The 20,290-nt window shown below is 28.7% G+C and carries 16 protein-coding genes and 1 tRNA gene; 16 read left to right on the top strand and 1 reads right to left on the bottom strand.

Going from position 1 to position 20,290, the window contains the following annotated elements; genetic code table 11:
- The first annotated feature begins 54 nt into the window (after positions 1 to 54).
- Positions 55 to 261: a 50S ribosomal protein L32 gene (gene rpmF / locus OTBS_RS02105; protein WP_011944491.1), complete on the top strand. Its 207-nt coding sequence runs from the start codon at positions 55 to 57 to the stop codon at positions 259 to 261.
- Between the two features lie 848 nt (positions 262 to 1,109).
- On the opposite strand, the gene OTBS_RS02100 is transcribed toward rpmF, so the two are convergent.
- On the bottom strand, positions 1,110 to 1,637 hold the full coding sequence (locus OTBS_RS02100; RefSeq protein WP_011944490.1) for a cytochrome c oxidase assembly protein: 528 nt from the start codon (positions 1,635 to 1,637) through the stop codon (positions 1,110 to 1,112).
- An 809-nt stretch (positions 1,638 to 2,446) separates the two neighbouring features.
- On the opposite strand from OTBS_RS02100, the gene OTBS_RS02095 reads away from it, so the two are divergent.
- The 15 genes from OTBS_RS02095 (at position 2,447) to trxA (ending at position 19,847) form a co-directional block, all read left to right on the top strand.
- Positions 2,447 to 3,250, top strand: coding sequence for an ABC transporter substrate-binding protein (locus tag OTBS_RS02095; protein ID WP_011944489.1), 804 nt, complete (start codon positions 2,447 to 2,449; stop codon positions 3,248 to 3,250).
- A 6-nt stretch (positions 3,251 to 3,256) separates the two neighbouring features.
- Positions 3,257 to 4,108 carry a 4-hydroxy-tetrahydrodipicolinate reductase gene (locus OTBS_RS02090; RefSeq protein WP_011944488.1) on the top strand — a complete coding sequence of 284 codons (852 nt, stop codon included), beginning with the start codon at positions 3,257 to 3,259 and terminating at the stop codon, positions 4,106 to 4,108.
- 63 nt (positions 4,109 to 4,171) lie between these two features.
- A complete protein-coding gene (locus tag OTBS_RS02085; protein WP_011944487.1) occupies positions 4,172 to 4,663 on the top strand; it encodes a SixA phosphatase family protein in 492 nt (163 codons plus the stop codon).
- Positions 4,664 to 4,722: 59 nt separating this feature from the next.
- On the top strand, positions 4,723 to 8,139 hold the full coding sequence (locus OTBS_RS02080) for a UvrD-helicase domain-containing protein (RefSeq protein WP_232488861.1): 3,417 nt from the start codon (positions 4,723 to 4,725) through the stop codon (positions 8,137 to 8,139).
- Positions 8,140 to 8,316: 177 nt separating this feature from the next.
- Positions 8,317 to 9,516, top strand: coding sequence for a dicarboxylate/amino acid:cation symporter (locus OTBS_RS02075; protein ID WP_041621119.1), 1,200 nt, complete (start codon positions 8,317 to 8,319; stop codon positions 9,514 to 9,516).
- A gap of 52 nt (positions 9,517 to 9,568) precedes the next feature.
- Positions 9,569 to 10,777: a CCA tRNA nucleotidyltransferase gene (locus tag OTBS_RS02070; protein ID WP_011944484.1), complete on the top strand. Its 1,209-nt coding sequence runs from the start codon at positions 9,569 to 9,571 to the stop codon at positions 10,775 to 10,777.
- Positions 10,774 to 11,652, top strand: coding sequence for a metal ABC transporter substrate-binding protein (locus tag OTBS_RS02065; RefSeq protein WP_011944483.1), 879 nt, complete (start codon positions 10,774 to 10,776; stop codon positions 11,650 to 11,652). Before OTBS_RS02070 ends, OTBS_RS02065 begins: the two co-directional genes overlap by 4 nt.
- Before the next feature lie 127 nt (positions 11,653 to 11,779).
- Positions 11,780 to 11,856: transfer RNA gene (locus OTBS_RS02060), tRNA-His, on the top strand.
- Between the two features lie 369 nt (positions 11,857 to 12,225).
- Positions 12,226 to 12,534 (top strand): HU family DNA-binding protein, encoded by a 309-nt coding sequence (locus tag OTBS_RS02055; protein WP_012460749.1) that lies wholly within the window; start codon positions 12,226 to 12,228, stop codon positions 12,532 to 12,534.
- Positions 12,535 to 12,750: 216 nt separating this feature from the next.
- Positions 12,751 to 13,602, top strand: a complete 852-nt coding sequence (locus OTBS_RS02050; protein ID WP_232488860.1) for a SurA N-terminal domain-containing protein — start codon at positions 12,751 to 12,753, stop codon at positions 13,600 to 13,602.
- A gap of 118 nt (positions 13,603 to 13,720) precedes the next feature.
- Positions 13,721 to 14,542, top strand: coding sequence for a 16S rRNA (adenine(1518)-N(6)/adenine(1519)-N(6))-dimethyltransferase RsmA (gene rsmA, locus OTBS_RS02045; RefSeq protein ID WP_011944480.1), 822 nt, complete (start codon positions 13,721 to 13,723; stop codon positions 14,540 to 14,542).
- A gap of 66 nt (positions 14,543 to 14,608) precedes the next feature.
- Positions 14,609 to 15,949 (top strand): DNA recombination protein RmuC, encoded by a 1,341-nt coding sequence (gene rmuC / locus OTBS_RS02040; RefSeq protein WP_011944479.1) that lies wholly within the window; start codon positions 14,609 to 14,611, stop codon positions 15,947 to 15,949.
- 109 nt (positions 15,950 to 16,058) lie between these two features.
- Complete coding sequence (locus OTBS_RS02035; protein ID WP_011944478.1) at positions 16,059 to 17,120, top strand: M50 family metallopeptidase; 1,062 nt, start codon at positions 16,059 to 16,061, stop codon at positions 17,118 to 17,120.
- Positions 17,121 to 17,132: 12 nt separating this feature from the next.
- Positions 17,133 to 19,502 carry an outer membrane protein assembly factor BamA gene (bamA, locus tag OTBS_RS02030; RefSeq protein ID WP_011944477.1) on the top strand — a complete coding sequence of 790 codons (2,370 nt, stop codon included), beginning with the start codon at positions 17,133 to 17,135 and terminating at the stop codon, positions 19,500 to 19,502.
- An 18-nt stretch (positions 19,503 to 19,520) separates the two neighbouring features.
- Positions 19,521 to 19,847: a thioredoxin gene (gene trxA / locus OTBS_RS02025; RefSeq protein WP_011944476.1), complete on the top strand. Its 327-nt coding sequence runs from the start codon at positions 19,521 to 19,523 to the stop codon at positions 19,845 to 19,847.
- The last annotated feature ends 443 nt before the right edge of the window (positions 19,848 to 20,290 follow it).

Below are 20,290 nucleotides of genomic sequence, written 5' to 3'. Positions count from 1 at the left end.
GTTCTAATTTAATATATAAAAATTACAAATTATAAAATTTTATCGAGGACATATATGGCAGTACCTAAAAAAAGAACTTCTGCATCTAAGACAAGAATGCGCAGATCACACCATGCATTAGCTAAGGTAAATGTTATCACAGATGCAAAAACAGGAGAATATAGACTCTCGCACCATGTATGTATGACTCATGGAACTTATAATGGGAAGAAAGTTATTACGGATAATGTCAATACAAACGATAATAATAACAATCCTTAATATGATATTTAAGATATTTAGTTGTAAGTTATAATAAAATGAAAGTCATAACAAGTTCATAAAAATCTAGTATGAAAAAAACATTAAGCCAAAAGTCTGCTAAGAAGATAAGTAGCTAGCTTTTTGGATAACTTAAACAACATGTTAGTATTCTTAAGTGAAAAAGCTTGTATTTACCAAAATACGATATAATTAAGATATCAAAGCTGAGGTATAGAAAAAGAGAATGGGAGATCATTTAAAATTTGCGAAAAAAAGAAACAGAAATTTTGTTAAGTTTAAAACATAAGCAAGCAAGTCAGCTAGAAGAATTAGTTAATACATAGCAGACCTATAGCGAGTATGATCAATGTAGAAAAGATTTTTTAACTAACCATTAATGGTTTCCTACAATATTGATTTAGGCAATATAAGTAAAAAGCTTTATACGTGTAAAAATCAACTATTAACTCGGAAATTTATACTATAGGGATTATATTCAGTTCTTCTGTTTTCTTCAGATCTTTATACTTACTCTTATCTTTTTATAACTATCTCTTATTTCTGTCAATCCTATTATACTTACGTTAATCTATTTCTATAATCCTTATTCTAACATTTTGATCCTATCTTCTTATATTGAACTCGTATTATATTATCTAATATTATTGTTTGTTCAGAAGTTAACTTTTTAACCAATATAGCTTCTATATAAACATCAAAAAATACTTTTATTGCAAGTTAAAAATAGCAGTAACATTACTATTACAAAGATTATCTACCGTACTTACTTTTCTCTTATTAAATCATAATTCTAATTAATGTTAGCATTTCACAAAAGGTCTATTGATTTTGAGTTTCAAAAAAATCTATTGCTCTCTTATCTTAAAAAAAGTATATGATAGAGTAATAGTATTAACATCATTCATATATGGATCATCTTCTATAGCTGGATCTATATAAAATGATACCGGCATTAAGATTTCTTCTTGTTTTTTTAATAATTGTTCTTCAAAACAAAAACAATAAATTTTGACAAAATATTTCCCTGCTTTATTTGGAGTTACATTATAAATTGCAGTTCCAACTATATCACGGTTTGTTAGATTACGTGAATAATAAAATACTAAATTATTTTCACCAGTAGTAACAGTAATACTTTTTTGTTTTGGAATAAATTGCCATTGTAAATTTTGTTCAATATTTGCGTCAAAGTTTATAGTTATTTGTTTCTTACCTTTTTTTTTAGAGCTTACAATTTGCTGTCGTACGGTACCTCCAAACCCTGTGACTTTACAAAATAAACTATAGATTGGTACTGAAGCAAAGCTTAAAATTAGCATACTAACTATCAGTGATATTAAAGTAAAGATTATTTCATTATTTTTTGCTTTCACGGCTATTAATGAAGAAAAAATTATTTTTTCTTCAACATAGAAGATATAGTGAACTTGCTATTAATGTTCATTTTCTCATTTGTAATACATATATATAATTTTATGCTAACATGAATCTGGTTGTTAAACAATAGTTACATAATTTTGAACAATTTATTACTTGTTTATATGCTTTCTTCGGTACACCTAATTCTATACATCATAAATAGTATGCAATAATTTACGCATAGCAGCAATAAGGATAAGCATTATGAGTTTAGCACATGCAATGTGAAGGTATATATAGCTTAATTCAGAAAGGTAGTTACACATTATTAACGCCAGTTTAGGATAAGAGAAAGCAGGGAAAGCATAATACAAAAGGTATACAAGAGATAATGTGCAATTATAATTATGTGATATATTAAATATAGTTTTAATTAATAGCCATTTATTTATTGCTCGAATGTTTGCAAATGCAAATTTAGAATAAGAAACAGTTAGAAAGAGATATATATACAAGTGTTACAATGGTCAATGTTCAGGTTATTAAGTATAGTATTATGAACTAATACTTGTAGAAATATGAGCAATAAATAAACTGTTATTAATTGAAATTATATTTAAATATATCACATAATTATAATTGCGCATTATTTCTTGTATACCTTTTGCATTATGCCTTTCATGCTTTTTCTTATCCTAATCTGGCGTTATGAAGCATAAAAGACAGCATCAAATATCAAGCTCGGGTTTTAAAGTAATTATTTTGATATTTTTGTGGAAGTTATGAATATTGCCTGTGCTTGTAATTTAATGGTGCAAGTATTATGTATGATGCTGATAAAGGTTCTAAAGTTAAAAGGAAATTTTTTATGACTAAACGCTCATTTATGTTCATTACTGTATTAATATTGATGTTGCTAAACTATTTAGCTTATATAAAAATTCAATCGAAGAACCAGCATGTAAAAAGCAATGTATTATTGGTAGGAACAGCTGCTGATAATCCACCATATGAGTTCTTTAAAGACGATGAAATTGTTGGTCTAGATATTGATATAGTTAAGTTAATTGGTCAAGATTTAGGAAAAGAAGTAGTAATTAAAAATTTTGATTTTCCTGGACTACTGCTTGCTTTATCTTTAAAGCAGCTAGATTTAGTTATAGCTGGTTTATCTAAGTCTGATCAAAGAAAAGAGCATGTGAATTTTAGCAATGTTTACCTAACATCAAAAGTTGCTGTGTTATTTAGAACTGATAGTAATTTTGCTGATTGTCAAGATATTAAAGGTAAAATCATTGGTGCTCAGCTTGGTACAACTTGGCAAGACATAGCTGAGAATATTAATAAGGATAGCGATAATTCAAAGTTACGGTTTCTTGATAATAATTTAATTTTAGTTGAAGAACTGAAGTCTAAAATTATTGATGCAGTTATTCTTGAAGATATACAAGCTGCTAAATTTGTTGCTGATAATCCTAAACTTAAAAAATTTATTATTGATGACAGTATTTCTGAATTTGTTATTGCGTCTTCTAAAGGTAGTAACTTAATAGCTGAAGTTAATAAGTCGATATTAAAACTTCAAAATAATGGTATAATAACTAAGTTAAAACAAAAATGGTATTAATAGCTAATGATAGAAAATAGTGCTGTTATAAGAGTAGGTGTATGTGGTGCAAGTGGTAGAATGGGGCAAGAGGTTACTAAAATAATCAATAATCAGGCTCAATATCAATTGTCAGCAACTCATTCTAGTCAAGATGATGAGGGTAATTTATCGCTGTTATGTCAAAAATCTGATGTAGTTATTGATTTTTCAGCTATAGATGTACTACCGCAACTATTACATCATGCTAAGAAAAATATGGTGCCATTGGTTATAGGAACCACTGGATTATCAAAAGAGCATGAATATCTGATGAGAGAGACTAGTAATAGTGTGCCTATTTTTTATTCTCCAAATATGAGTTTGGCAGCTAATGTTATGAATATTATGATAGAAAAAATAGCTAGACTGCTGAATCCTGGCTACGATGTTGAAATTATTGAAATGCATCATAAAAGCAAGGTAGATATTCCTTCTGGAACTGCTATTATGCTTGGTAAAGCTGTTGCTAAAGGTAGAAATATCAAACAGAATCATGCTGCATACTTTGAGCAAAATGCTGAACTGCAACAGAATGAGAATGATAATGATTTTCAATTGACAGAGAATAGTGCGCATAACTTTACGATAGACAAGCAGAAGAAAAATTGTACTACAAAGAAAAATGATATTGGGTTTTCTTCTATAAGGGCTGGAGAAATGCCGTGCCGGCATGAAGTAATGTTTATTGGACAAGATGATATACTTTCAGTTCAGCATCAGTCTATGAATCGTTCTTTATTTGCTAAGGGAGCTCTGACAGCTGCAGAGTGGCTTTTAGGTAGAAATAAAATTGGTCTATATTCTTTTATAGATTTGTTAAATAGTAACTTAGAATGAAAGTTATTCATATCTTAGAGTAAAGATGATTGAAGTGTTTTTTAAAATATAAATGGTGAATAAGTGAAACAGATATTGCTAATGAGACATGGTGATGCTAAGCATAATATTAATGATTTTGCTAGACCGCTTAGTGAATTAGGAAGGCAAGTAGTAACAAATGCATCTTATTTTCTAAATAAATTTAATATTGAAAAAGTATTATGTTCTCCCAGTGCTCGTACACTTGAAACATTAAATATTGTAAAAACAGTGAGTTCAATTAGCATTAATGATAATAATATTGATATAATAGACAAGATGTATCAAAGTAATGTAGAAAATATTATCGATATCATTCAACAGCAACCAGATGATATACAATCATTACTTATTATAGGCCATAATCCATACTTATATGAGTTTTATAGGTTAACAGTAGCACAACAGAAAAAAAATAACTTTAAGCTAGTTCCAGCTTGTGTGATAGTTATACAATATGCAGATGTGACTTCTTGGGCTAGCTCATTGTTAGGATTAGGGACTGTATATGATATCTTTATGCCTAATTATTAATACTTAGTATTGTGAACATTAATCAACTAATAGCTTCTGATCCGTATGTATCATGTTGGGTGTCTGCCTCCGCAGGTACAGGGAAAACTAAAGTTTTAACTGATAGAGTATTAAGGTTATTATTATCAGGTGCCAAGCTGCAAAAAATATTATGCTTAACATTTACTAATGCAGCTGCTAATGAAATGCTAGATCGAGTGATTGCTCAGTTAAAGAGCTGGGCTTGTATGGATAATGCTATGCTAGTTGCTAGTATGCATAATATGTTAGGTATAAACCCAACAGATAGTCAAGTATTACGCGCCAGGTCTTTATGCAATGAATATTTGCAGGCAAAAGAAAATATCGCTATTCAAACTATTCATAGTTTTTGTCAAAATTTACTGCAAAAATTTTCAGTAGAAGCTGGTATTAATGCAAATTTTACTATTTTAGATGAGTTGAAAACCAAAGAAATAATTTATTTTATTCAGCAGAATTTAATTCATAGTAGCAGCGAGATACATGTATCTCTAGAATTTATTGCTAATTATAAGCATGAAAACAGTATCACTCAACTAATTGATAATATAATAGCTGATCAGCGAAAATTTTTGTCTTTATTAGAACATTATTCAACTGCTGAAGATTATCAAACTTTTCTAATGCAAAATTTTAGCCTTAGTGATAAGGAGTCAATTGTTAAGCAATTTTTTGTCAAATTTACTCAATGTCCTGTTTTTGATTATGACTATCAAATTAGTAATAAAATAAGCAGTCAATTTGTAGCTAAATTTATTGAATATAAAAAATTAGATTATTCATCTTTTATTCAGCAACTTGACGAAATAATGGCTTTGTTTTTAACAAATAATGGATTAAAAAGACGTAATTTAATTAGCCAGGATTTTAAAAATAAATATCCTGATTTAAGTGAATATTTTTCACTGTTACAAGAAGATATTTTGCAAGTGCATGATAGACTTAATACTTTAAAAATCATAGAGTCGACTTATCATTTATATAGAATTAGCACTGCAGTGCTTCATTTTTACCAACAGTATAAATTATCTCATAATTACCTTGATTATGATGATTTAATTCGTTACACGCATAAATTGTTAAGGAATACTTCAAGTAAAGATTGGATACTATACAAACTTGATCAGTCAATTGATCATATTCTAGTTGATGAAGCTCAGGATAATAGTTTAGAGCAGTGGAATATTGTTCTTACTTTGCTGAATGATTTACTTGCTGGGGGTAATAAGAATAATAACTCAACTTTTTTTGTTGTAGGAGATAAAAAACAGGCAATTTATAGCTTTCAGGGAGCTGATGTTGAAGTATTTAACACTCTTAGCAGAGAATTAAATAGTAGTTTTAATGTTGCTAAAAAACCATTTAAGTCTGTAAGTTTAGATGTATCTTATCGCTCTACTCATGAGGTATTAAATGTTGTTCATGCAGTATTTACAGATATTAGCTTACAAATGCCTGAGTTATTTAGCAGTGATGATTTAGTAAAATTGAAGTGTAATAGGGAAGCAGATCATGGTTTGGTACAGTTATGGGATATAGTAGTTGAGAATAAGTCAAAAGATGGTAAGGAAGTTTTTTGGCCGATAGCAGATGCTTTAGATAATGGTATTCAAACTTCTATGCAGAGCTCTTATATGCTAGCAAAACAAATTGCACATTATGTTAATCTGCAAATTTTATCTAAAAGAGTTTTACCTTCAACTAAGCAAGCAATACAATGCTCAGACTTTCTTATTTTAGTAAGACGTAGAAATGAGTTTGTTAAGCAGCTAGTTAGTGAGCTTAGAAAACTTAATTTAAAAGTATCTGGTATTGACAGAGTATCATTGCAAGACCATTTATCTATTATCGATTTAATTGCTCTTGCAAAGTTTGTGATTGATCCAGATGATGATTTAAATTTAGCTTGTTTACTTAAATCTCCGTTTATTGATTGCGCTGAAGAAGATATTTATTTCCTGTGTAGAAGCAAAAAACATAAAGATAGTATATGGCAATTTTTAACTACCATTGAAAAAGATAATTTATATTATCAAAGTATTGTTAGTAAATTACATAAATTTATTGTTTTGTATTGTTCTAGTACTCCTGATTACTTTTTTCATTTGGTAATAGAAGTATTGAATTATCGGCAAGTGTTGATCAATATTAATATTGATGATGGAAATGATATTATTGATGAATTTCTAAAAGTAGTAGAGTATTTTTTTAAGTCTTTTTCTAATAGTTTAAGAGAGTTTATTATTTGGTTTGATAGTAATAATATTGAGATAAAAAGAGATGTTGACACACAAGATTGTATAAACATTATGACTGTTCATGCTGCTAAGGGATTGCAAGCTCCTATAGTAATTTTACCTGATACTACTACATTACCTATTAGTCCTTCTGGTATATTATGGAATAATGATGGTAATATGTTATGGTCGATACAATCTAAGCATTGTGATAATTATTTAAAGACTCAGGCAGGAATTTTAAAGCATGCTGACTATCAAGAATATCTTAGACTTCTTTATGTCGCGATGACAAGAGCTGAAGATGAATTGATCATTTGTGGCTATAATACTGCAGCAACTTTGCCTCAAAGATGCTGGTATAATATTATTAAGGAATCTATGTCTAAGATTCCTGGAATTAGCAGAAGAGAATGTAATTTAGACTTTACATGTATCAATAAAGTGGTATACAATAGGGTAGAGTCTTCTTCAGAATTATTAACACAGATAATAAATTCATTTCAAGAAGAAGCTGCTTCTAAATACAGTAATCTATTGGAATGCAAATCTCATATTCAAGATATTAGTCAAGCTGAACATGACTATAAAAGTTTAGTAAAACAGATTTTTGATTTTAGATTTGAGCTAAATAGGATTCTAGAATTAAAGTTTTTAAGTGTTAATTTAATATCATTAAGTAGCTTTAGTCCATTAGAAGGGGAACATGGAATTAATTATGGAGTTGTTTGTCATAAAATTTTAGAAGAAATAACAAAAAATAGAAACATAAAACTTTTTTTAAATACTTCTTATGTAAAGTTATTAACTATTAAGCAAAAAAACAAAGTAGAGGAAATTTTAAATGTTCTAATTGCTAATCAAGAATTTAACTATTTATTAAATAGTTATGAATTAAAGAGCGAAGTGAACTTAGGAATTATGTGCTTGAGTGATAATTCTGATATCAGAAGTAATAACGATGCATTTTATATTGATGATACAAAAGTTTTTGTATTTAAAAGAATTGATCTCTTAGCAATTAAGAATAATCATATTGTTATTGTTGATTACAAAACTGATTTTTTAGTGCCAGAAACACAGCTTGAGGTTCAAAGTTCATATTTGAAGCAATTAAAGTCTTATCATGATATAATAAAACTTATTTATCCTATGCATACTGTAAATACGAAAATTTTGTGGCTTGAAAATGTATGTTTTATGAATATAAAAATATAGCTTAAAACCCATATAGTTATTGTTGAAGCAGTTTTATTAGTTAGTCTTCAAATTACTATGTATAGCCTATAATTATGAATGTAACGTTGATTAATGCTAGCGTAATTAACTTTAATCTATAGTATTAATTTAAGTATTGCGTTAATCTTATATTTTTAACTAAAAATGTCTTGTTTTATGATGTTATGGCAAAAAGTAATATTAGGTCTTATATTAGGTGTAATAACCGGAATTGCGTTTCCTGAATATGTTGATTATATTAAACCAATAGGTGATATATTTCTACGTTTAATAAAAATGATTATTGCTCCATTGATATTTTTTTCATTAGTATCTGGCATTGTTAGTGTAAATAATTCAGACTCTCTAGGTAGGCTTGGCATTAAAGCTACTATTGCTTTTACATTGACAACTTTATTTGCTGTATTGTTCGGCATTGGAATTGCTATTATTTTAAAGCCTGGGGTAGGCATAACTATTGATTTGCCTGTAAACCATACTAATGTAGAGAGAACAAAATTTGATGTAGTTAGCTTTTTAATAAATATTGTTCCTGATAATGCTTTAGGAGCTATTGTTTACAGTAACATACTACAAGTTGTTTTTTTAGCGATATTTACCGGCATAACTCTTAATAAGATGTCTAACTCATCTACATTACGTCAATTATTTAGTATTATTTCTAAAATGATTATGAAAATGATTTCGTTGATCATTTTATTGGCACCTTATGGAGCATTTGCACTAACTGCATGGGTTGTTGGTAATCATGGTATTGGAATATTATTTGGGTTGTCTAAGCTGATGTTTGCAATAGTGTTAGCAATGATTATGCAATATTTAATTTTTGGTGTATTAATTATGGTGTTTTGTCGTATTTCTCCACTGCCATTTTATAGAAAAAGTATAGAATACCAAATTCTAGCTTTATCTACTAGTAGCAGCAAGGCTAGTTTAGTGACAACTATGGATGTTTGTAAGAATAAATTGGGAGTGTCTAGTGCTACTACTAATTTTATTTTACCATTAGGAGCTTCTATTAATATGGATGGCTTTGCTATTAATCTGGCTTTAACTACAATTTTCTTTGCTCAAGTTTTTGGTGTAACTTTACAGTTACATGATTATTTTGTCATAATATTAATGGTGACAATAGGCACTATTGGTGGGGCAGGTATACCAGGTGCTTCATTAATTATGTTGCCTATGGTTCTTTCAGCTATTAATCTGCCTATTGAAGGGGTGGCAATTTTAGTTGGAATTGATAGAATACTTGATATGCTTAGAACTGTAATTAATATTACAGGAGATGCAACTATTACACTGATTATTGATCAGTCAGAAGGAACTTTTGATGAAGAAACTTATTATTCTTAATAAAACATTAGCCTATTATATAGTGCTGATGTTTGTTGATATTTTGTAATACATGACAGAAATTCCTATCTGCATAATATTTCCATCACAAAATATTGAAAAGTTGTTGCTGATGCTTGCTACTCCTATAAAGTCTGCTCGCATTATAGGAGGTTCAATACGTAATATTATATTAGGTCAGCCAGTTAATGATATTGACATTGCAACACCATTGCTTCCAGAACAAGTAATGGATTTACTCAAATTAAACAATATAAAGTGTTATGCTACTGGCATTAAGTTTGGTACAGTAACAGCTGTAATAAAGCGAGAAAAATTTGAAATTACAACTTTAAGACAAGATGTACAATGCTATGGCAGGCATGCTAAGGTAGAATTTTCAAATGATTACTTTGAAGATGCAAGAAGGCGTGATTTTACCATTAATGCTCTTAGTTATTCATTTGAGCAGAGTTTATTATACGATTATTTTAATGGTCTGCAGGATTTAAAAGATAGAAGAGTGATATTTATTGGTGATTCTGATACTCGTATTCAAGAGGATGTTTTAAGAATTTTAAGGTTTTTTAGATTTTCATCATATTATGCCAGATCTATCGATCAAGAAGGATATCAATCGTGTGCTAAGCATGCTAAAAGCTTAACTATTTTATCTAAGGAAAGGGTTATTCAGGAGCTAAGTAAGATTATTATTTCTCCTAATGCATATGAAACTTTAGTAAAAATGGCGGAAATTAATATTACATACTATATAGGGCTTAGGTTAAAGTTAAATTTGCCAGTTTTTAAAAATGTAACGACAATTGCAAAAAAAAAATCCATTTTACCAAATGTTATAGTGCTTTATTCGGTATTGCTAAGCAGTAATGATGTACAGGATTTAAAAGAGATTCTTTCAAATTTACGGTTTAGTAAAGCAATGATTAGAAAGATAGTTAGGTTATGCATTTTTTTTTCTGAATGTCAAAGTAAAAATGCTCTTTTTTTAATAAGAAAATATTGGTTAACAAGGGTAGATAATATTGATGATTATGTTAATTTAGCTTTATTGTTAGGTTGTATTTCTGATGAAGAAGCAAATATGTTTAAGCAGCAAGTTTATGAATTAATACCTAAATTACCAGTCAGTGGTTCTGATCTTAAAGAACTTGGTTTTAAAAAGCAAGCTATTCAAGAAGTATTATTATATCTTAAGCATGCTTGGATAAACAGTGATTTTACTCTTAATAAGCAAGAATTAATTGATTTATTAAAGTTATGATTTGTTTTAACCTTAAATTATTTAGGATAAGTGTAGTAGTTTTTTTTGTATTTAATTATTGTAGTATTAATATTGTTCTTGCTCAAAAGAAGCTTCAAATTGTTACTTCTAATACTCCAATTGCAGCAATTGTAAAAGCTATAGTTAAAGATCTAGCAAAAGTAGAAAGCTTAGAATTTGGGCAAACAGGTTGTTCTCACGGTTATCAGTTAAGACCAGGTGATATTTATAAAGTTCAATCTGCAGATTTAATAATATATATAGACGATAGATTTGAGCATTATATGACTAAACTATCGTCTTTTTTTCAGTCGCAAGTAATTAGATTATCTGAAATTGAAGGAATAAACTTAATTCGTAACGGAGCAAGTAATAATTGGCATGTTTGGTATGATATTAATAATATTAAATTAATATCATTAGAGCTTTATAACCTATTTGAAAAAAAATTCGATTCTTATGCAAGGCGAGTACTATTTGAAAATTATCAAAAACTTATTATACAGTTAAATATAATTCAGGAGAAACAGATTGATCTGTTTAAAATTTTATCTACAGATATTATAGTGTTGGATAGTGCTATTGAGTATTTTTTTTACTGTAATAAAGCAAAAGTTATAAAAGTGCCTACTAATTGCCATGGAGCAGTTACTTTAAGTGCTATGCAACAAATTAAATCCTTATCTAAGGAAAGATCTTTATGTCTGATATTAGGGCAGAGACATGAAATAACGCATCTGAGTGCATTATTTAATAATAAAATTAAAGTTGTTAGACTAAATAGTGAAATGTGGCCTACTAAGGAAGGTATTGATGATGAACTGATTTTATCTAAGTTATATGATATTATTGCTAAGTTACATGATTGTTTATGACATAGAAATGGAAGTTGAATGCTATAAAATGATGAATAGGTTACTTTAAGGTATGAATATTATATGATATATACTTGACTTTCAGGATTCAATGATAATAATATTACTTGAATGGAGGTTCTTTACGGCGAATATAGCTCAGTTGGTTAGAGCATCAGATTGTGGATCTGAGGGTCGCCGGTTCGAGGCCGGTTATTCGCCCCATGTTTTTATACTTAATTGCTGATAAAATAATAGCTGTAGGTGTTATTATTAACGCAATTTTTAATAAGTGGTTATTTTTTTAAAATAAATGTTATGAATTTAATATAATATAGTTGGTTTTTTGATATACTTAACACTAGTTATTGAATGTATTTATAATAAATATCTTAGTGTTAGAATGAGTAAATTTAGTGTGTAGCTGAGTACATTGTTGTAGAAAAATCATGTTAATGGTGAAATGCTTTAATTTATCATTAATAATGCAAACTATTTGTATAATTAGTTAGATGTTTAGTTATATTGGTACAATGTAACTTTTATTATTATTTTATTATTATTTTATTATTTTATTATTATTTAAGGAGATTTATGAGCACAAATAATCAAGAAAGAGAAGCACTAAACAAAGCTGAATTTGTAAATTTTATACATAAAAATAATACAAATATGACTAAGGCTGATATAGAGCGAGCATTAAACTTAATATTGCGTGGCGTTGAAAAGGCTATTGAAAATGGTCATGATATAAATATTGTAGGCTTTGGAAGCTTTTGTGTAAGATTTAGAGCAGCAAGAGATGGACACAATCCTAAAACTGGAGCTAAAATTATTATTCCTGAAAGTTATCAGGTAGTTTTTAAACCAGGTAAAACATTAAAAGATGCATGTAATAATTAAATGATGTAATAATTTAAATGCATTACTGCTTATTATAGCATGTAAGCTATTGTATATAATAGCAGGTTATAGCAGGAATTGAAATGATAGTTAGGTAATAGTTTGCCTAGCTATTATTAAGATATACTTAACTGTTTTGAGCATTTATTATGTATTCTTCGTATTCTTTTTATAAGAACTAAATAAACAAATATGAATAAAATTCTAACTTTTTTTTTGACTATAATAGTTGTGTGTAATAGCTCTGGTGCTTTGGCTGCTACTAAGATAGTTGCTATTGTCGATGGTACTCCAATTACATCACACCAGTTAGATAAATTTGGGAAAGTAATTACATTTTTACATAGAAGCCAATCTCTTACTTCCATAAGTGATAGTGAGTTAACAACTATAGCATTGGAAGCATTAATTGATAGAGTAATATTTCTAAATGAAGCGAAGAGGTATGGTATTGAGGCTTCTCAAGATGAGATTAATCAATTTATAGCTATGGAAGAAAAGGCAATTAATTTACCTGATCAGTATTTTAAATATGCTATAAAAGAAGCTGAAGTTAGCTATGATGCTTTTATGATGTTTTATGAAGTGAGAGTAATAATATCAAAAATTAATAGAATGCTAGCTAAGTCTACTAATCGTAATATAGTTGATTTATTACTTTTGTCTACTAAGCCTACAGAGGTTAAATTCTTAGTAGCTAGTAGTACTAATACTTCGAATAACTATAAAAAGCTGTTGGTACTGCGATCAAAGATTAGTTGCAATGTTGATGCAAAAGAATATGCGAATTTAGCGGAAGTGAAATGCATAACTAAAGATTTAAATGATATAAATACTCATGATCGAGTAATTTTAGAAAGTATGAAGGAAAATAGTAGTAGTAGAATTATTGAATCAGATAATAACATTCTTAAATTTTTTCATTTATGTAGCAGAGAAGTAAAAAATGTAACTGAGCAAGAACATAATGATTTAGTAAATAAAGTTTTTTCAAATCAGGTAAATATGGAATTAAATAAGTTTCGTAATAAATTATTAGGACGAGCTTATATAAAGGTTTTTATTTAGGTTTGCGAAATTTATATTAAGTTAATTACTTTGCTCCAAACTACCAAATATTCAAGGCTTTTTAGATTTTCTATTAACTTTGATATCTGATTGAATTTTAGTTTCTGTTGGTTAAATTATGATTGAATTGCCTACAGTATCACAGCATATGAAGCTTCATAAAATTACTGCCAATAAATCTTTGGGGCAGCATTTTCTTCTTGATTCTAATATATGTAATAAGATTGTTAGTGTTGCTCCTAACTCAATTACTGGAAAAGTTGTATTAGAAGTAGGGCCTGGACCTGGTGGGCTAACTAGAGCAATTTTAGCACATAACCCTAAGAAGCTAATTGTTATTGAAAAAGATGCTAGTTTTATTGAATTGCTGCATGAAATACCCACTATGCCTTCATCTAAACTTGAGGTTATTTGTGGTGATGCTTTGAATTTTGACTTATCTAATATTGAGTCAAATCGCATAATTATTATTTCAAATTTACCATATAATATTGGAACTCAACTGATTGTGCAGTGGTTACATCAAATATCATTTGTTGAATATATGATAATTATGCTTCAGGATGAAGTAGTAGAGCGTATAATATCTAATCATTGCAGCAAAACATATGGTCGAATTACAGTACTTGCGCAAATTGTTTCTGATGTACGAAAGTGTTTTAAGGTTCCTTCTAGAGCTTTTAATCCTCCACCAAAAGTAGATTCAAGTGTTATGCTAGTATCACCTAAAAAACATCAGTTAGATAGGCATACTATAGAGAATGTGCAAAAAATTACTAAATTAGCTTTTAGTACTAGGAGAAAAAAACTCAAAAATTGCTTAAGTCATTTGTTGACATCTATAAATATTCCTGATGAGATACTTAATGCGCAATTGCATCAAAGGCCTGAGCAGTTAACTCCTGAGCAATATGTTCAGTTAAGTAGGATATTATTATAAGAGAGTATTATTAGTGTAAAGTCACTAATAACAACAACAGAATAGCTAACTAAGTAAGTTATTGGAATGGTGAGTTTTATTATTTATAGTGGAGTAGCTAGTGCATTTATTATATTAGTAAGTGTAATTTGGATTTTAATTTATAAGAGCACTAGACTGAAATTAAAACTTATTTTTATTGAAGAGAATTATACAAAACTCTTAGAACAATTGAAGCAGCTGGAACATAATAGATTAAATTACGTACAAGAAATACAAGAATTAAAGACCAGAATTGAGTTTATTAAGTTAGATAATAGTAAAAAAGAAAAAATGAATGAGGAAGCTTTGCAACTTGCTAAAGCTTCTTTGCTAGATTTAGGTAATGATTTATCTAAGCAATTAATTGCTTTACATAAGCAAGAAACAGAGCAGTCAAGAAAATTATCTGAAAATAATATTCATAATACTAATTTAAAATTTCAGCAAGAATTTCAAAAATTGTTAGAAATTATTGCAGTACTTAATAATAGAGTTGATGAGTCAACTAAGATTGTAGAAGTTATTAAGAGTTCACTATTATCTCCATCTGGGGTAGGGATGTTAGCTGAAATCACTTTAGAGAATATTTTAAAGGCATCAGGTTTAAGGGTTAAGTATGATTTTATTATGCAATGTAATTTAACTGATGAGAATAATATGCGGTTGCGTCCTGATGCATTAATTTTTTTGCCTGGTGATAATTTGATGATTATTGATGCTAAGGCTTCTAAATTTCTAATAGATATGTGTAATAACAATAATAATGCTGCTATTCATACAGCTAAAGTTGAAAAATTAAGAAAGAGCATAAACCTTCATCTTAAAAATCTATCATCTAAAGAATATGCTCAAGCTATAGTTGATTCTTGTCAATTTGAGGCGCGTAATTTTAATAATATTATTACGTTAATGTTTTTGCCTACTGAGACTGCGATAGAAAATTTATCAAATATCGATAGAGAATTTATTCATAAATCATGGGATCTTAATATTTTTCCTGTTGGACCTTCTGGTTTGATGAATATGTTATCTTTTGCTAAATTTCAAATTAAAGAACAAATGCGATATGAAAATCAAAAATTAATATTAAATGAAGTAGAAAAAGTAATATTATCTATTAATCTATTGACAGAATATGCTCATAAACTGAGTAGTAATGTTCAAGGCATAGTAAGCAGCTATGATCAATTTGCAGCATCTTTTAATAGAAATTTTTTATCAAAAGCTAAAACAATTCAACAGCTTGGAATCGAGACTAAAAAAAGCAGGAATATTAGTAATAATAGGTTGATGTTGCCAAGATATCAATTAGTTTCATCTAAATCAGATATTGATATAGTCAGCGCTAAGATTAGTGATACAAAAGAGTTAGAAGCTGATAAGTAAGATTAATTTAGAAATATATTGTAGTTGAATAATATGTTGTATTAACCTATACTATGTCATTGTTTAGTTTCTGTTAAATTTACCGTATAATTTGCATGTGTAAGAAATAATGTTTTTAGTAACAACAATATTATCGTTTGTAATTACTACAGGCTTGCTCATTTTTGTGCATGAGCTTGGGCATTATTTTTGTGCTAGGTTATGCGGAGTTTATGTTCAAGAATTCTCAATAGGTTTTGGAAAAGAGCTATTTGCATTTATTGATAAGAATCTAACTAGGTGGAAGATATGCATATTTCCATTAGGAGGGTTTGTTCGCATGCAACATCATTCACAAGATTCTACTAGTGATAGACGAAGTTATAATAATCAGCCGATTATCAATAGAATGCTGATAGTATTAGCTGGTCCAGCAGCGAATTTTATTTTTGCTATTGTAGCTCTTACGTTTTTAAATGGGTTTTACGGTAAATATATAATTTCTTCTGTTGTAGATCATGTAGTTTCAGAATCTGCGGCAGAAAAGGCTGGTATTATGAAGAGCGATATTATAACTGAGGTTGCTGGTGTTAAAGTTCGTGATTTCTTGGATTTAGTACATGTAGTATTTAACTATCCAGAAGTACCAATAGAATTGGTAGTAGAAAGAGAGAATAAGTTAATGAAAATAAATGTGGTGCCACATGCAAAATTATATAGATTGAATGATAGTGAGATTAGACTTGGAGATTTAGGAGTTAGAGGTAAATTGATACGTATTAAAAGTAGTTTTATTGATAGTATACTAGAGTCAGTTAATTATACTTTTGGAGTATCTAAATTAATATTGATAGCACTATGGCAAAAGTTAACTGGAAAAGATGCTATAGCAGAAATTGTAGGAGTAGTAGGTATAGCACAGGAATCTAGTAAAGCAATGTGTCAAAGTATTGATAGCTTTTTGCTGTTTTTAGTAAATTTGTCGATAAGTTTGGGAGTGATGAATTTATTGCCTATTCTGCCGTTAGATGGAGGTAGATTTCTTTATCTTGTATATGAGATGATTGTAGGTAAAGGATCCATAAATTTGATGGTTTATAATATTGCTATGAAAATAGGGATTGCAATTATTATTTTTTTAATTGTAATTTCTATATCAAATGATATAAAGAATTTATTGTTAAAGTTTTAAGGTGAAAAAATTGTGAACAAATTTGTATGGTTTAGTTGGGCTGTAGTATTATTAGTTAATTTATCTTTTTGCAGCATAGCTGTAGCTGATAAGATTCAGTCTATAGAGGTAATAGGAAATCAAAGAATTGAAAAGGAAACTATTATTAGTAAGTTAGGAGTATCAACTGGTGATGAGTTAAATCCTGAAAAAGAAAATGATATTTTACTAACTATGCATTATACAAAATTTTTTAAAGATGTAAGTTTAGATTTTGTTGATGGTAAGCTTGTAGTTAATGTTCAGGAAGCTCCATTAGTAACAGAAGTTAAGCTAGTAAATGATTCAGGAGCTATAACTGAAAAAGTCTTGTTAACAATGATTACTATTAAAGCTGGTGATATGCTTATTGATTCAGATTTGCAAGAAAATATTACAAGATTAACTGAAGAGTATAAATCAGCAGGTTTTTTTCTAGTAAAAGTTACATCTGAAATTCATAATGTTAATAATGGAGGAGTTGTCTTAACATTTAAGATAATTGAGGGACCTAGAGTTTTTATAAAGAAAATCTTGTTTGTTGGCAATGATTATTATAGTGATAAAAAATTGAGTTCAGTTCTTCTTTGTAAAGAAAAGAGCTGGAGTAACTTTAATTCACCTTTAACATTGTATAATGTTATGTATATTGAAAAGGATAAAGAATTGCTGCAGCAATTTTACCGAAATAGTGGATTTATGAATTGCAATATTTCATCTAGTGTTGAGCTTAGTCCTGCTAAAGATTCTGTGGTTATCACTTATATTATTGATGAGGATAAAAGATTTTACTTAGGAGAGTTAAGTTTAGAAACAAGTATTTCATCTATTAATAGTCAAGAACTTAGTAAATTTTTAAAAGTAAAGCCTAATACGTTATTTAACAGTGCAAACCTACATAGTATTAGTCAAAAGATTACAGATGTTTTACAAAAGCAAGGATTATATCAAGTTCGAGTTTATCCTAAGTTTAGATATCGATCTGACAGCTCATCTGTTGTAGATATAGTATTTGTTATCGATTTTGATAAAGAAATTTATATACGCAATATTAATATTTTAGGCAATACTATTACACAAGATCATGTTATCAGAAGAGAGATAGAACTAATTGAAGGGGATGCATTAAGTGAGCGTAAATTAGAAACTACTAAGAAAAATATTAACAGATTGAATTTCATAGATGACGTTAGTATAAGCATGGTGCCAGTTACTGATAGTGATTATTGTGATGTTTTAGTTAAGATTAAAGAAGGTAGAAACCTACGTGGTATTGGACTTAGTGGTGGATATAATAGTATAACTGGTTTAATTGGAAGTTTTAGCTTTAGCTGGGATAATATCATGGGAACAGGCAGGCTGATTAAAGGAGAGCTATCGGTTGCTAAAAAAAATTCATCTCAGTCAATAAGCATAATAGATCCTAATTTTAATGGTAGCGGTTTTGTAGGCAGATTCCATCTTTTTCACATTGGAAAGGATCCAATTAATTCTAAAAAAGCAACTAATGCAGAAAAATATAAAGAATATTATTCTCATATTAATCCTGAAAAAGTAACTAGTGCAAAAAAATATAAAGGAGAATATTATTCTCATAATGTTTTTGGAACAGGCTTTGAAGTAGATCGTAAGCTAACTGAGCATTTTATTGGTACATTAGGATATACTATTAAGTCTGATAAAGGAGAGACTATATCTGATGAAATTATTCAACAGATATATGGTGAGAAGCATGATTTTATTTATTCAATAATTGATGGAGCTATTACGTATAATAGAACTGATAATTTTCGCAGACCTAAAAATGGATATCTTATGCGTTATGGAGTATCATTTTCTGGTTTAGGAGGAACAGTAAAATACCTTAAAAATACAGTAATGGCTAAATTTTTTAAGTCATTTCTTGATAATAAAGTAACTTTTATGTTTGTTACTAGATTTAATAATATTAGAGGAGCTTTAGGGGAAGAAGTTAAGGTTTATGACTTACTTAAAGTTAATCAAGATCATCTTAGAGGGTTTACTGGTATAGGTCCTAAGATACAAGCAATAGATTTAAGAATAGGTGGTACTAACAGTTACACAGCTAGTGCTGAGTTATTTGTTCCGATAGGCTTACCAGATGAATTAAATGCAAGAGGGTCAATTTTTATGGATATAGGTAGTGTATGGGGAGGTGATAATATAGGTATTATTAACCGTGTTACTGATAGTGAAAAATTTAATTTAAGAGCTTCTGTTGGTCTTGGACTAACTTTTGATATAATAGGACAGCCAATAAAGTTTTTCTATGCTGTACCCATTAAGCGTGAGAAGTACGATGAAGTTGAAAAATTTGGGTTTTCACTAGATTTATATAGCTAATTAATATATGGAATTATTATGACTAAAAATATTACAGAGATTAATGATGAAGAAAATTTTAAGCAAGAAGTGCTTTTATCATCTAAGTTGGTGTTAGTAGATTTTTACGCTGACTGGTGTGGTCCATGCCGTCAGCTTTCACCAATTTTAGAGCAAATATCTGAAGAATTATCTGATAAGGTAAAGATTGTTAAAGTTAACATAGAAAAAAATATTCAAGCAGCTACTGATTTTAAAATACAAAGTATTCCAACACTAATATTATTTAATAATGGAGAAGCAGTTTCTAGAGAAATAGGAGGTAAGAGCAAGCAAGATATTATAGATTGGATTAATAATTATTAAAGCTAATAATTATTAATTTAATTTTGCGAAGGAGTATACGAAGAGAAAATGTTGAGTTATAAAGAAAAATTTAAATAAAAAATAAAATAACTCAACATGAAATGTATTAGACCTCTTTCGAAACTGGCTAAGGTAGTTCAAAATTATAAATGTCAGAGATCAAATTAAAACTATGTGAGTAGACCTAACCAATTGCTCAATTAGGCCCCTCCTCAGAACCGGAGTTGCAGAATTACCGCATCCGGCTCTCAAAAATAAGATAAGCATTATGCCTTATTTGTTTTCTAGAACATTGAGACAATCTTTCCAATTTTAGGAAAATTTACTTTTTTAAGTATCTCGGTTAGTCTTTTCCAATTCATCTTACGTTTTCCTCCCATTCTATTAAACCAGTTATATATTGCCCGTTTACTTTGGTTGATAAATGAACTTACTCGTCTTTT

This window comes from Orientia tsutsugamushi str. Boryong (genome assembly GCF_000063545.1).
Taxonomy (GTDB): Bacteria; Pseudomonadota; Alphaproteobacteria; order Rickettsiales; family Rickettsiaceae; genus Orientia; species Orientia tsutsugamushi_C.
This window is presented reverse-complemented; position numbering and strand designations above follow the sequence as displayed.

Excerpts from the sequence above, each read along its gene's own strand:
- rsmA (WP_011944480.1), top strand. The coding sequence starts at position 13,721 with ATGATTGAATTGCCTACAGTATCACAGCATATGAAGCTTCATAAAATT.
- rmuC (WP_011944479.1), top strand. The coding sequence starts at position 14,609 with ATGGTGAGTTTTATTATTTATAGTGGAGTAGCTAGTGCATTTATTATA.
- OTBS_RS02090 (WP_011944488.1), top strand. The coding sequence starts at position 3,257 with ATGATAGAAAATAGTGCTGTTATAAGAGTAGGTGTATGTGGTGCAAGT.
- OTBS_RS02065 (WP_011944483.1), top strand. The coding sequence starts at position 10,774 with ATGATTTGTTTTAACCTTAAATTATTTAGGATAAGTGTAGTAGTTTTT.
- OTBS_RS02055 (WP_012460749.1), top strand. The coding sequence starts at position 12,226 with ATGAGCACAAATAATCAAGAAAGAGAAGCACTAAACAAAGCTGAATTT.
- rpmF (WP_011944491.1), top strand. The coding sequence starts at position 55 with ATGGCAGTACCTAAAAAAAGAACTTCTGCATCTAAGACAAGAATGCGC.
- OTBS_RS02035 (WP_011944478.1), top strand. The coding sequence starts at position 16,059 with ATGTTTTTAGTAACAACAATATTATCGTTTGTAATTACTACAGGCTTG.
- OTBS_RS02095 (WP_011944489.1), top strand. The coding sequence starts at position 2,447 with ATGTATGATGCTGATAAAGGTTCTAAAGTTAAAAGGAAATTTTTTATG.
- OTBS_RS02070 (WP_011944484.1), top strand. The coding sequence starts at position 9,569 with ATGACAGAAATTCCTATCTGCATAATATTTCCATCACAAAATATTGAA.
- trxA (WP_011944476.1), top strand. The coding sequence starts at position 19,521 with ATGACTAAAAATATTACAGAGATTAATGATGAAGAAAATTTTAAGCAA.
- OTBS_RS02075 (WP_041621119.1), top strand. The coding sequence starts at position 8,317 with ATGATGTTATGGCAAAAAGTAATATTAGGTCTTATATTAGGTGTAATA.